This window comes from Pseudoalteromonas sp. SG41-5, from assembly GCF_014164495.1.
Taxonomy (GTDB): domain Bacteria; phylum Pseudomonadota; class Gammaproteobacteria; order Enterobacterales; family Alteromonadaceae; genus Pseudoalteromonas; species Pseudoalteromonas rhizosphaerae.
The window spans coordinates 18392-31984 of record NZ_JACJFH010000055.1; the positions used below are offsets into that span (position 1 = coordinate 18392).

At 39.6% G+C, this 13593-nt stretch carries 12 protein-coding genes; 9 read left to right on the forward strand and 3 right to left on the reverse strand.

The features are described 5' to 3' along the window. Positions 1–31: 31 nt before the first annotated feature. From H5232_RS14515 to H5232_RS24255, 3 genes are all read right to left on the reverse strand, one after another. Positions 32–3286 (reverse strand): glycoside hydrolase family 88 protein, encoded by a 3255-nt coding sequence (locus tag H5232_RS14515; protein WP_259400135.1) that lies wholly within the window; start codon positions 3284–3286, stop codon positions 32–34. A gap of 124 nt (positions 3287–3410) precedes the next feature. Beyond that, entirely contained in the window at positions 3411–4376 is a 966-nt protein-coding gene (locus H5232_RS24250) for a sodium:solute symporter family transporter (RefSeq protein ID WP_259400136.1), read from the reverse strand. Positions 4377–4381: 5 nt separating this feature from the next. After that, positions 4382–5038, reverse strand: coding sequence for a sodium:solute symporter family transporter (locus H5232_RS24255; RefSeq protein WP_259400137.1), 657 nt, complete (start codon positions 5036–5038; stop codon positions 4382–4384). A 247-nt stretch (positions 5039–5285) separates the two neighbouring features. Between H5232_RS24255 and H5232_RS14525 the strand changes: the two genes are divergently transcribed. The 9 genes from H5232_RS14525 to H5232_RS14560 all read left to right on the forward strand — a co-directional run bounded on the left by H5232_RS14525 (position 5286) and on the right by H5232_RS14560 (position 13474). After that, positions 5286–6017 (forward strand): FadR/GntR family transcriptional regulator, encoded by a 732-nt coding sequence (locus H5232_RS14525; protein ID WP_145234132.1) that lies wholly within the window; start codon positions 5286–5288, stop codon positions 6015–6017. Positions 6018–6058: 41 nt separating this feature from the next. Further along, positions 6059–6838, forward strand: coding sequence for an SDR family NAD(P)-dependent oxidoreductase (locus H5232_RS14530; protein ID WP_149980061.1), 780 nt, complete (start codon positions 6059–6061; stop codon positions 6836–6838). A gap of 99 nt (positions 6839–6937) precedes the next feature. Beyond that, positions 6938–7645 carry a sulfite exporter TauE/SafE family protein gene (locus tag H5232_RS14535; protein ID WP_149980062.1) on the forward strand — a complete coding sequence of 236 codons (708 nt, stop codon included), beginning with the start codon at positions 6938–6940 and terminating at the stop codon, positions 7643–7645. A 39-nt stretch (positions 7646–7684) separates the two neighbouring features. After that, positions 7685–8566: an SMP-30/gluconolactonase/LRE family protein gene (locus H5232_RS14540; RefSeq protein ID WP_182768118.1), complete on the forward strand. Its 882-nt coding sequence runs from the start codon at positions 7685–7687 to the stop codon at positions 8564–8566. A 76-nt stretch (positions 8567–8642) separates the two neighbouring features. Beyond that, the gene (locus H5232_RS14545; protein WP_182831115.1) at positions 8643–9860 is read left to right on the forward strand and encodes a J domain-containing protein; all 1218 of its coding nucleotides are present in this window, start codon (positions 8643–8645) and stop codon (positions 9858–9860) included. A 100-nt stretch (positions 9861–9960) separates the two neighbouring features. After that, positions 9961–10824: a WYL domain-containing protein gene (locus H5232_RS14550; protein ID WP_182794545.1), complete on the forward strand. Its 864-nt coding sequence runs from the start codon at positions 9961–9963 to the stop codon at positions 10822–10824. Between the two features lie 131 nt (positions 10825–10955). After that, positions 10956–11111 (forward strand): HD domain-containing protein, encoded by a 156-nt coding sequence (locus tag H5232_RS24715; protein ID WP_220496077.1) that lies wholly within the window; start codon positions 10956–10958, stop codon positions 11109–11111. Positions 11112–11113: 2 nt separating this feature from the next. Beyond that, positions 11114–13321, forward strand: coding sequence for a CRISPR-associated helicase/endonuclease Cas3 (gene cas3, locus H5232_RS14555; protein ID WP_220496078.1), 2208 nt, complete (start codon positions 11114–11116; stop codon positions 13319–13321). Positions 13322–13348: 27 nt separating this feature from the next. Then, a complete protein-coding gene (locus H5232_RS14560; protein WP_182831116.1) occupies positions 13349–13474 on the forward strand; it encodes a type I-E CRISPR-associated protein Cas6/Cse3/CasE in 126 nt (41 codons plus the stop codon). The last annotated feature ends 119 nt before the right edge of the window (positions 13475–13593 follow it).

A 13593-nucleotide genomic window follows, 5' to 3' on the forward strand; every position in this document is an offset into this window, starting at 1 on the left:
CTGTGGCTCCTTTTTAATGAATTAGGGCTGATTACTCAACAATAATCCCTACAGCATCTAAATAATAGTCTGTCCAACTATTATATTGCCCTTGTAACCACATAATCACTTTATGTTGATCAGAGTTGACTATCATAGGGCGTAAATTTTCATTGTGCTTATCATGTGTTAACTGCTGCCACTGAATACTTTTAGTATCATCATCAAGCCCAATGTGTGCGCTAAATATTTGATGCGGCATTGATAAAGACTCACCTGTCGTAGGATTTACATTACTTGAAATAACCACGTGAGAAGGGTCGCTAGGATCCACAGTGATTAAGCCTGTATAGCTGGCTTCACGGTCATATAAACGGCTTCCTGCAAACGCAACTTCACGGTCATGCCATTTTTTGCCATCCCAAGATGCAATACGATAGCGCTGATCTTGATTATTTAAATAATAAGTATAAGCAACGTGTGGATAGCCTTTATCATCAAATGCTACTGAGCTGGTCCAAGCGCTTTTTTCAACACTTAAATCAACACCGCGGAAGGTTCCGCCGCCACCTTGAAATAATTTCTCTGCTTCGGAGGGTTTTAGCGGACCTTCCTTTTTCAGGTTTTTAATCAATGTGCCATCCACGTTATAGAAATTACCATCTCGAAACTCAGAATAATAAATGCTGTTACCAAAATCACGCGGATGAGCGTCAGTAAATGACAAACCTATGGTGTCTTTGCCATTCCCTGCATAGCGTGCATACGGTCTTTGTACGCCTGGGACTTCATTTTGAATGAGATGAACATGTTCATCGCTCCAGGTAGCACCATCGTCTTTTGATGTAACATACGTTGGATTCCAATCAATACCGCGATAAAGGTTATAAAGTGTTCCTTCATCGGATAAGTCATATAAGTTCATGTAGGTTACGTTGGCAGGACTTTGTATCGTTTTCTCTTCGCCCCAATTTAAAAAATTGTCAGAATTTGAAATACGGTAGTAATGTGCTTTTTCACTATTATGACGTGCGTAAACGGTTAATACACTGCCATCAGGACGCGCATAAAAAACCGGTGAGTTATGATCATCATGGTCAAATTCAGTTTTTAATGTGGTACGACCGAGTAGTTGCTTTTTATCAAGGTCGTAGACACCTACCGCAGCGTCACCCACACCATTGCCAGCAACGCTACCGATAATTAGTTTACCGTTTTGGATAATGGCGCGGGGATCTTGAAACCAACACCACCCTGCATTATGCATTAACGTTTGAATTGTATTGTGAGCGACGTGTTTTTTTGGTTTTTCATCTTCAAGTAGTTTATACACTTCACTACCGGCTGCTAAAAATGCTCCAACACCATACACTTCAGTGTAATCTGGAAATGAATCTCCAGGAGCTGCGCCTACAGGCTGTACGAAGGCGAGCATGCCTTCAGCGGTGACTGAATTTTGCAGCGCTTGCCATGCTTTCATTAACGCTGGACGGTAAGTGACTTTATCTAAGTAACCTTGGTTGATACCCCATGCAATACCATATGCATAAAACGACGTACCGCTGGTTTCTTTTATTGGGTAACCTTCGGTTCCACCTAATAATCCCATTGACCATGTGCCATCTTCACGTTGGATTTCAATTAAACGTGCCGCCATTTTTTTATACAAATTAATGTAAAAATCGCGCTTTTCCCAAGTAACTGGTAAGTCAGGTATCATCAAAGCTAATCCACCAAATACCCAGCCATTGCCACGAGCCCAAAAAACGTCTTCGCCATTTTTTTCGTGTTTATCAAAGAAACTAGAATCACGCCAAAATAGCTGATCTTTCTCACTCCACAATAGGTCATACGTGGCGTGGTACTCTTGATCCATAAAGTCTAAGTATTTTTCTTCACCGGTAATTTTAGCTAAACGTGCCCATACAGGCGGTGCCATAAATAATGCATCACACCAGCCCCAACGATCATGGGCATGAGTATTTTCGGCAAGCCAATCAAGTGTGCCGGTTTTTGGGTGAGCCAAAATCCAATCAAATTGCTTACGTGTTGGTTCAAGCATTTCTGGTTGATGGAAGTCTTCGTATAAAGACAGATAAAATTGACCTACCGTTTGATCATCGGCGTGATAAGGGCGCTGGTGAAGTTTCCAGTCATTTCGCTGACCAATTTCCATTAAAAAGTTTGTATATTTATCATCATCAGCAATTTTACGCCATTCGTTCATACCCGCGTAAAGGGCACCATGATGCCACTCTAAATCATGATATTGCTCGCGATTCATCCACTGTGGTGGTTTGCGTGGCAGCGCGCGGTATTTACCTTCTTCGTCAAAATGTGCAATTTGCCAGTCTGCTACTTTTTTCGTTAATGACTTTACAGATTCTGCGGTTACTTGTTTGTTTTTATCTTTGGCTAAATAGTTACTCGTATAATCTTGCCATTGTTTGAAGGTTGTTATATCACCCGCTTTTGACCAAGCAAAACCAGCATAATAGGTAATTTCACCCGCTTTATTCGTTTGCGCAACAAGCAGTGCATGCGAACGATCTTTCTTATCACTTTGTTGTAAAATATAGTGAGTGTGGGTAAATTTAGGTAATAGTACAGATGTACCCACTTGGCTACCGTCAATGGTTTCCCACGTTGTTATTGCATCACCTTCAGAGTTTACATGTGCTTGTGCTTTACTATCATGGGTAGTGACACCCACAGCAACTTTAAGTTGAATGGGTTGACCATTGTGCGTAAATTGGCTGTGTACTTTATAAAATTGGCTACCTTTTTCAAGTGTGTAGCGTTTTTTCTCGGTGATGTCTTTATCGTTATACTGGTAAGTGAGCTCAAAAACGACTTTATCAGCGGTTTTTTCTATTATTGAATAATCAGTATACACATTGGGCTGTATCAGTCTGTCGCTTTTATCGGCATTTTCATCCCATAGGGCCATTGAGCCACAGCCTAATGAATTACCAACATGATAAGGGTCGTAACCTTCACCATGATCTTCATGATAAGAGATACCTTCTCGTTCTCCTTTATACCATTTATTAATAATTGGGTAATCAACCCGTTTAAGCCAGCAGTCAGTACCGTTGTTTTCAGCAGAGTCTGTTAAAGCAGGCCCATAAACGCGAAAGGCAACCTTATCATTTTCAAACGCAAAGTCATCCATACGCTCAGGAACAAAGCGTGCTTCTACACTTTTTTGGGGAATTATTGAGGAGCAGCTACTGAGTAATACTAGAGAACTTATAGATGCAATTTTAAGCAGAGTGTTCATCATCACCACTTTATGATTGTTCATTAATTGGCACTGAGGCTAACAACACGAGAGGAAGCTAGGTAGCCTGATTAATGAGTGTCTTTATCTGTGTGCAAAAAAGGGAGTGATAACACTCCCTATAAACGTGGGAACAACTAATTAAGTTTTACCAGAAGCGGTAGTAAATAAACGTAGTGATACCGATGATCCCCGCAGTATGAATGTAATCCCACTTATCTAATCCGGCAGCCACTTCTTTTAAAGTATCTTTGCCGATACTTGAGAAGGTTAAGCCTTTAAGCTGCTCTTCACTGGCGGGTTTAGTGAAAAAACTCACCACAATCATTATCACTACCACCACTACAAACAGTAAAATACAGTAGTAAAGCCAATTCATGTCGGTGATCCACGCAAGCGGTGTACCGCTGATAGCATCTTTGAAAGGCAATAGTACTAATCTGATCATACCTAACACAAACCCAGACACTAAACCGATAAAACCAGCATCAGGAGTAAAACGTTTACTGCATATACCTAGCAAGAACACGGCGGCAATACCTGGGGCTATTAACGATTGAACGCTTTGTAAGTACTCATAAAGTACATCAGCAATTAAGCTCATAATGGGGATCCACAATAAGCCTAAAATAACAATTGCAACGGTTGCTAAGCGGCCAACTTTTAACAGATGCTTTTCGCTCGATTCGGGTTTGAATTTTTTATAGAAATCGATAGTAAATAACGTCGCTGATGAGTTAAATAACGACGCTAACGAGCTCATTAATGCGGCCACTAAACCACCAATTACGATGCCTTTGACGCCGGATGGGAGTAACTCGGCAACCAATGTGGGAAACGCTTGGTCCGCACTGTCATAACTAATAACGCCTTTAACTTTTAGTGCATAGGCAATCATGCCCGGTACTAAAAAGATAAAAATAGGTAATAGCTTTAAGTAACCTGCAAACATAGTACCGCGACGAGCTTCTTTAATGCCTTTCGCCGACAGTACCCGTTGTACAATATATTGGTCTGTACACCAGTACCAAAAACCAATGATAAATGAACCAAATACGATCCCCGGCCACGGAAACTCGGTATCTGAGGCACTGCGAATTAAATGCATGTTCATATCGTTTATGCGTTCAACTTCAGACCACCCGCCGACTTATCCAAACCGACAACTAAGATCACCACAGAGCCAATAATAAGTACTGGCGTTTGTAAAACAGAGGTCCACATGATGGCTTTCATACCCCCGAGTACAGTATAGATACCGGTGATCACTACTAAAGCAATGGCTGAGATCCAGAAGAAATCAATGCCCCAAATGCTTTCAATTCCTAAAATAGTTTTAAACGCGATGCCGCCAGCATAAACAGTCACCGCAACTTTAGTCAGTACATAACTGATCAAGGAAATAACCGATAAAAAAGTGCGTGATTTTGAATTATAGCGGCGCTCTAAAAACTCCGGCATGGTATATACTTTACTGCTCCAGTAAAAAGGCACAAACACCCAACCAAGTAATAAAATAATCCACGATTGCATTTCCCAGTGGGCTAATGCCATTCCCGATTGTGCACCTGCACCAGATAAACCAACGAGGTGTTCTGAGCCAATATTCGAGGCAAAAATTGACGCACCAATAACTAACCAACTCGCATTACGCCCAGCTAAAAAATAATCTGTAGTATCTTCTTCTTTTTGTCTCATCGAGACGACGACAACGGCTAATAACAAGACAAAAAATCCCGCTAACACTAGCCAGTCGAGTGTACTTAATTCGATCATCTTTAATTCCATCTAAGCCCGGAGATCAATCCGGATTATTTGTGAGTATAAAAATATTATAATACAAATGAGGTAAATGAAAGAGATTTGTTAAAAATTAGTAATGCTTTAAATTTTTATGTTTTCAGCAATTACACAGTTCAAACAGCGGAAAAAAGTATTTACAGTAGCATTGTCAAAGATTTGCCTGATGACGCGGTAAGGTTATAGTAGTATCATAGAATAAGTATTTTTAAAGGAACTGTTTATGGCACGCATTGAAAATTTAAATTTGTCGCAACAGGTAACCAATGAGTTAGGTAAAGCCATTATTAATGGTCATTACACTGCTGAAACGGGTTTACCTACTGAAGCAAAATTATGTGAAGAGTATGGCATTAGTCGTACTGCTATTCGTGAAGCAGTAAAAATGCTTGCTGCAAAAGGGCTTATTTCATCGCGCCCGCGCCAAGGCATTCGGGTTGAACCAGCAAACACATGGAATTTATACGACACCAGCGTATTAAAATGGTTGCTTGATAGTAGCCCGACCTTGTATGTGTTAAAAGAATTTTTACAAGTACGCTTAGCTATTGAACCACAAGCAGCGGCACTTGCAGCAAGACGTGCTGATAAAGGCGCAATTGCAGAGATTGCGATTGCAGTTGAAAAAATGCAAGCGGCGGCTGATGCCTCCGATGGCGAAATCCATGAAAGTGATTTAGCTTTTCATACAGCAATTTTGTTTGCCAGCGGTAATCGTTTTTTCTTTCAATTGCGTGATTTTATTTGTACTGCTCTTAACGTTAGTATTCAGCATACAACACCCGCGAAAGGTAATAAAAAAGCCATTGCGGATGAACACTTTAAAGTGTATCAAGCAATTTTAAATGGTGAGCCTGAGCGCGCTAAAAACATGATGACGTATATGATTGACGAAGCTATGTCATTTATTGAAAAAGAAATAGCTGAAAAAGAGTCACAAAACGAATCGAAATAACCATGTTTTGTTAATGAATTATCTTAATACTTAAGGAAATCATGCCAGTCTCAACATCACACACAACAAGTTATCCAAGTCTCGCTGGTAAAAGTGTTTTTATTACCGGCGGTGCAACAGGGATCGGTGAAGTCATGGTAAAGCGCTTTTGTCAGCAGCATGCAAAAGTAACTTTTATTGATATTGCCAAACAGCAAGGTGAGCAATTGTGTAGCCAGTTAGCTGGCCAGTATCGCTTTGATCCGCAGTATATTTACTGTGATCTTCGTGACATTGAACAATTAAAAGCCGCTATTGAAACAACGGGCAAAACACAAGGTGAGATCAGCGTATTGATCAATAATGCGGCTGACGATACTCGCCACGTTGCCGATACCATGAGTGTTGAATACTGGGATGATAAGTTAGCCGTTAATTTACGGCCATGCTTTTTTTCGGCGCAAGCCGTAGCCCCGCAAATGCAGCGAATTGGTGGTGGTAGCATTATCAATATGGGCTCAGTGAGCTGGCGTATTAAGCAAACGGGCATGCCAGCTTACACCACGGCAAAAGCTGGGATCGAAGGACTAACCCGTTCATTAGCTGCGACTTATGGTAAAGATAATATTCGTATTAACACCTTAGTACCTGGCTGGGTGATGACCGAGCGCCAAATAACGCATTGGTTAACTCCAGATATGATTGAAGATGTTAGACATAATCAATGTATAAATGAAACATTACAGGCCGATGATATTGTCAATGCCGCATTATTTTTAGCCGCAGACGACAGTAAAATGATGACCGCACAATCACTTGTTGTTGATGCTGGTTGGACTTAAAATTCAATAAAAAAATTTACCTAACGCCAATGATATTATAATATTAGGATATTCTTGTCTGTAAATTAGTCAAACCTAGTTAAATAAGGTAGAAACGCGTTGCCCGATATCGTATTAGTTTATTTTATATTAATAATAGGCGCATGCTTGCAATGCGTGATTGGGTTTGGTCTTGGCTTATTGTGCGCACCTATTTTATACTGGCTTATGCCAGAGTTAGTGCCAGGGCCAATGATTTTAAATGCTTTATTACTCACCTCAATTCTTGCCATAAAGCACCGTGGCGCAATAGATCTAAAGCAAACCGGCTATTCAATTTTTGGTGGCGCCGTCGGAGTGTTAATTGCTGCAGCGGTAATGTTGCATGTTGATCCCCATCAGTATCGTATTTTACTCGGTTGTTGTTTACTAATTGCAGTTGCGTTATCACTTACAGGTTGGTCGCCTAAGCTTACCTTTATCTCTAATGTACTGGCATCACTAGCATCTGGTTTTATTGGTACCACCACATCCGCAGGCGGCGCACCGATGGGGCTACTCTATCAAGCGCAAAATAAAGATAAAATTAAAGCTAACTTAAGTATTTTCTTCGTGTTTATTAATTTATTTGGGATCACTGCGCTGCTGCTTACGGGCACCGCTGACTCTAATGACTTACTGCTATTTATTGAATGCTTACCCGCTATTTTAATTGGTTGGGGGCTTTCATACTTGTTAAATAATACAATTAATGAACAAGCCACGCGTATTTTAATTATTGTTGTGGCGACTTTTTCAGGGCTGGCACTGATTTTCTTGCAACGTTAAAATAGCGCAATAAACTCACATGCTGTTTTAAGGTAAATAATGGCGATTAACTCGATTAAAATGATCATTCCTTGCCAATGTTTACTTGGCGAAGGGCCATATTACAGCGCATCGCTAAAGTGTTTATTTTGGGTCGATATTTTAGACAAACTACTTTACCGTTTTGATTGCCAGCAACAAACAGTGTGCCGTTACCCGATGGAGCAGGCTATTTGTTGGATCATGGAAACCACCGAACAGCGTTTAATCGCAGGTTTTGAGCGCGGCATTTATTACCTAGATAACAGCACATACCAACCAATCGAGCTGTATCCACTGACTACTCTTGCAGTAAATAATCGTTTAAATGATGCCAAAACCGACCGCAACGGGCATGTGTTTTTTGGTACGATGGATAAACATGAACAACACAATACTGGGGCGTTGTATCGCTTTGGTCAGCAACAAACGCCAACCATTGTTGATAGCAATTATGTGATCAGTAATGGCCCTGCAATAAGTAAAAACGGCCGTATTTTATATTCAACAGAATCATCCACCCGCACTATTTATCAATTTGATTTAAATGAGCAAGGTGAGCTTAGCAATAAGCGAGTATTTGTAAAATTTGACGAGACAATGGGCTTTCCCGATGGCATGACAGTCGATAACGACAATCACTTGTGGGTCGCGTCTTGGAATGGCCACGGCCTTTATCGTTTTTGTGAAAATGGCTCTATCGTGCATTTTTATCGACTTCCCGCACCTAGGATCACCAGCCTCACTTTTTTTGGCGATGACCTAACAACCATCGCCGTTACCTCCGCCCGTACTGGCCTAGAACCTGAGATACTAAAACAATACCCCTACAGCGGCGCCGTATTTATTTTACAAGCCGATATACAAGGAATAGCAGAAACGCCTGCCCAGCTGTGTTCATAATCAGCCAAGAGGTCTTTTTCAGTGCAATGATAAAATGTTAGTATTCCCACATATATATTTGCATAAATGAGTTGCTATGAAGACAAACACTACTTTTTTACAAAATGTAAAACAACAAACCACAGCAAAACCAAGCTCAGAGTTAGAGCGTCTGTGGCAACGCATAGAAAAGCACACTAAACGTAACGCTAATTTTGATACTAAAAAGCAAGGTTTATTTATTCAGTTTATAGAGCAAGTAGAACCGCACGAACAGCATCAAGCACAAATGATTGCACAGCAGATTTGTCATTTGAGCCAATTTATTCCACGCAAAAGCTTAACCGATGAGCAGCGAAATGAGCTTGTGGATTGGATAAATGCAGATTTAGATTACTTAGCAAGCCATCCGTTTACTGGTCACTTAGATATGGAAACAATATCACACACTTTTAAATTTCATTTAGGTAAGCACAATCAAGAAGCGGTAAACGACATCCCATCGTCAGAGCTTAATGTTTTCAGAACCATGCTGCAGCAAGATTTTCCTGGTTTAGAGTTAACAGATGAACAATTAAAGGAAATTACGCTTGATCCTCAACTGCTCTATAAACACCTAGACGAACAAGGTTTTGGTGATACCCAAGAGCCTGACTCAGAAAGCACAGATGATCCCTTTAATGCCGGCGATGCGCAAAGCGATGATGATGAAGATTGGGATGATTTTTTTGACCAATTTGAGCGGTTTGATCGTGATGAAATTAAACAACAAAGAACCGATGCAAAATTAGAAAAGCTATTTAAAAGCTCACAGCTTAACAAAATGTACAAACGCTTAGCGTCAAAATTACACCCCGATAAAGAGCCAGACCCAACTAAAAAAGCCCAAAAGCACGCGCTAATGCAACAACTAAGCGAAGCACGTAAAGCAAAAGATGGCTTTACCTTATTACAGCTTTATATTACGCATTTTGACGATGATGTGGACTTTGATGAAGAAACCAAAGCAAACCTAGTACCATTACTGCAAAATAAAATAGCCGAGCTAAATGCGCTTCATCGCAGGCAAAAAGAAGGCAACGATGAACATACACTCGTATGGCGTAAATTTAACGGCCGTAGTAAAGCACAGATCAAAGAAAATTTTGCAGATCATATAGCAGCTTTAAATAATGAATGCGATGAAATTACTGAACGCTTAAGCTATTGCACAACAGTAAAAGTACTCAAAGAAGAACTAAACGATCGGATTTTAGATAAACGCCATATGCCCATGTCATTAGAGGCTGCGTTCGAAAGTATGTTTAACCTTTGATCTAAAACAAGTCATTCAAGCAGAAAAGGAATTCAGCTTGTAATCAATGGTTTTTCTGATAACTTGGAATAACAATAAAAAATAATAGTGCAGGGAACGCATGGTTGAAACAACCGATCAAAATAGCCAGCCACTTAACTACAATATCCAACAACGGTTTCATTTTATAGAGCTCATTATTCAATGGGAAGGACGCCTGACAACCAATCATTTACAGCAACATTTTGGTATAAGCCGCTCTAATGCATCCCAGCTAATTCAAGATTATTTAGCGCTCAACCCACACAGTTTAATTTACAACAACTCGCTAAAAGGGTATCAAGCAAGCGATAATTTTATACCCAAGTTTAAGCAGCTGGATCTAACCAATTACTTAAAAACCACACAAGCGAGTATGCAAGATCAAAGTAAGTATCTTACATGGCTAAACTCACCACTTGCACCCATACAACCAGATAAAGTAAGAGGCGTTTTACAAGCGCTGAAACAAAAGTTACGTGTTGATGTTGGTTATGCATCCATTGCTAGCCCAGAATTCGAATCAAGAATTATCAGCCCACATAATTTAGTGTTTGATGGTACTCGTTGGCATGTTCGAGCCTACTGTGAAAAAAACCAAGACTTTCGAGATTTTGTATTAACCCGTTTTAGTGGCGAATATGAATTTGAAGGCGCCGCCCAATTTGACCAAAAACACGACACATTATGGCAAACTCACCTCAACGTAATAATAGAACCTGATCCGCGTTTAGCCCAAAACAAAGCGCGTATTATTGCGCTCGATCACCAAATGCAATTGCAGCCCAATGGCCGATATCAGCGCACTCTAAAAATACGAGCAGCTTTATTACTTTACCTTTTAAAACAATTAGGTGTTGTTAGTTATCACGTTAATCCTGAAGCGCAACAAATCATATTAAGTCCTGAATGCTTAGCCCAGTTACAGCCTTATTTACCTCGTTGATTTAAATCAACTGACTATAAAATAACGAATAAAAGAATATGTACAACTAAGCGACAGGTGATAAATGTACAGTGTTGTTGAATTAACCTAGTAAGCGTAGGGTTTGATAAAACCCGTTAAGGAATAGAGTGATGTCGATACCAAGTTATTTTAAATATTGGGGAAAAGCGAAAAAAGATCCGTTACAAAGTGGCGCTGATTATCATTTATTACCTTATCATTGTTTGGATGTGGCAGCGGTTGCTGACATTTGGTTAACTGAATCTCGCACTTTGCTAAAGCAATAATATTGTTTTATGTTCTACTGCATGATTTGGGAAAATTTGATGCTCGATTTCAAAACTATGTAGAAGAAATAAGAGTTCAGTTACAAGGCGAAGAGTTTGAGGTTGAGCCTGAAAAATACGCACATGGCTCGCATGGTTATCTTCACTTTATGAAGTCTTACGGCCATAACGAGGCAATGAAAGCTGTAGCCGGTCATCATGGTTATTGTGATACATCGATTGACCGTAATTTAGCTGAACCTGACGCTGATGAAGAATTAGTTGAGTTAGATAAAGTTGCACGAAAAGAATGGATTGAATTTTGTTTGGCTTGGACAGGTTTAACAGAAATTCCAGATATCGGCGATATTCCAATGTTAGCTGGTTTATGCAGTGTTGCCGATTGGATTGGTTCTTCAATCACTAGTTTTAAAACTAAAGTTGAGGATTTAAATGAATATTATCAGTGCACTTTACCACGAGCTAAACAAGCGTTAATTGAAGCGGGTGTATTAAATAAGTTAAATGGTGCAGGTTTTGAATATTTATTCTCACCATACCAACCTCGCGGTATACAAACCCTATTGAATGATATGCCATTAGAAACAGGTTTAACTATTGTTGAATCTGATACTGGCTCAGGAAAAACAGAATTTGCATTAGCTTATGCATCTATGTTGATAGAGAAAAATTTAGCAGATGGAATTGTTTTTGGTTTACCCACTCAAGCAACCGCTAATGGTTTATTTGAACGCATAGGTGAAGCTGCTAGTAAGTTATTTCCAGATAGCACACTTACATTGGCGCATAGTAAATCTAAATACTTAATACCAGATGAAAATGGATTTTTACATCAATCAAGCAAAAGAGCTTTTTTAGGTTCTTTGTCAGTTGCAACCGTTGATCAAATATTAATGGGGGTGTTGGGTATTAAGCACCAGTTTATCCGTTCATTTGGTACTAGAAAGTCGGTCCTTATTTTAGATGAAATCCATAGTTTCGATGCTTATATGTACGCTTTAATAGAACGTGTGTTACAAGGGCAACATCAAGCGTATTCTAGTGTCATATTACTTTCTGCAACTTTGCCTTTGTCATTAAAAACTAAATTGGTTAAGCCGTACTCAGGTAAAGTCAGCAGTATTGAGTATCCACTGGTCACTCATGTTGGTATGGATGGAAAAACCCAAGAAATTGATTTGAAACAACCCATAGCACGAAAAAAAGTTTATTTAGAAAATTGGCTGTCCAATGACTTATTGCCAACTGCAGAACAACAACAAAGCTTAATTGAACACGCAAAAAATGGTGCAGTTATCGGTGTTATTTGTAATACCGTGCATGATGCACAAAATTTATATCAACAGTTAAAATCTCAAATTAATACCGAAGATGAACCATTAGAAATAGATTTATTACATGCCCGTTATACCTTTTCAGATAGAGCCAGAATAGAAAAGCAAATTTTAGATATTTATGGTAAACATGCTGGCCGTCAAGGCCGTATTTTAGTTGCGACGCAAGTGGTAGAACAATCCCTTGATTTAGATTTTGATCTTTTGGTGAGTCAAATAGCCCCCATTGAATTTTTAATGCAGCGTATGGGCAGACTATGGCGTCACGACCGTATAAATACAGAGTTAAGCCCTCGCAGTACACGTATAAAACAACCTACTTTTATTACCTTACTCCCAGATCAACCAATATCTAGTTGGAAAACGCATTATCAAGGTAGTGGTTTTGTTTACCGTAATATCCGCGTTTTATATCGTACAAATCAATACCTGAATAAAAACTCTAAGCTTACTTTTCCAGATTGTTACCGTGACGCTATCGAGTATGTTCACAATGAACAAGCATATACGGAAGAACCAGAAGAGTTACTCTCCTTATTTGAAAGTTATCAACAAGAACAAGATGGTTCTGCTTATACCGCCAAAATGTATAGCGTTCTCGATTCAAAACCATTAAATGATGTTGACCCACGCTGCGCTTTATTAACCCGTGAAGGTGAAATGACCGCAACCGTTGTATTGCTTAACGAACAAGGTGAATTATGGCATGGCGGTGATTATCAAGAGCAACAAGACAGAGAGTTAAGTACTGTAGCAATTGCAAAAAAACATGCAAAAGGCAAACAGGATCCTGATTTATATTGTGTAAAAGCGATTGTTAATCATGACATTAATTACAGTGAATTAGGGGTATTTTTGCCTCTAAAGAATGAATAATAAGATTAAATATTCTAGGGAGAAGGTATGTACATATCCATAGTTGCACTAAAAGCGACCGACAGTTATGAACAGCATCAGGCTATTTGGAGTTTGTTTCCCAATACCCCTGAACGTCGGCGAGATCATTTATTTCGAGTAGAAAATACGTAAGCGTATAGCTAACGACACCTAGCTTTGCTTAATGTTCCAAGGTAGCAGTGGCTCAAGGTTATCTGGCTGCTCAGCAAGGCGCTGTAAGCAAGTAGAGATATAGTCATGCACCACAAGGT

Bases quoted from the DNA above. Each gene is read 5' to 3' on its own strand.
- H5232_RS14515 (WP_259400135.1), bottom strand. From the start codon at position 3,286: ATGAACAATCATAAAGTGGTGATGATGAACACTCTGCTTAAAATTGCA.
- H5232_RS24250 (WP_259400136.1), bottom strand. From the start codon at position 4,376: ATGAACATGCATTTAATTCGCAGTGCCTCAGATACCGAGTTTCCGTGG.
- H5232_RS24255 (WP_259400137.1), bottom strand. From the start codon at position 5,038: ATGATCGAATTAAGTACACTCGACTGGCTAGTGTTAGCGGGATTTTTT.
- H5232_RS14525 (WP_145234132.1), top strand. From the start codon at position 5,286: ATGGCACGCATTGAAAATTTAAATTTGTCGCAACAGGTAACCAATGAG.
- H5232_RS14530 (WP_149980061.1), top strand. From the start codon at position 6,059: ATGCCAGTCTCAACATCACACACAACAAGTTATCCAAGTCTCGCTGGT.
- H5232_RS14540 (WP_182768118.1), top strand. From the start codon at position 7,685: ATGGCGATTAACTCGATTAAAATGATCATTCCTTGCCAATGTTTACTT.
- H5232_RS14545 (WP_182831115.1), top strand. From the start codon at position 8,643: ATGAAGACAAACACTACTTTTTTACAAAATGTAAAACAACAAACCACA.
- H5232_RS14550 (WP_182794545.1), top strand. From the start codon at position 9,961: ATGGTTGAAACAACCGATCAAAATAGCCAGCCACTTAACTACAATATC.
- H5232_RS24715 (WP_220496077.1), top strand. From the start codon at position 10,956: ATGTCGATACCAAGTTATTTTAAATATTGGGGAAAAGCGAAAAAAGAT.
- H5232_RS14560 (WP_182831116.1), top strand. From the start codon at position 13,349: ATGTACATATCCATAGTTGCACTAAAAGCGACCGACAGTTATGAACAG.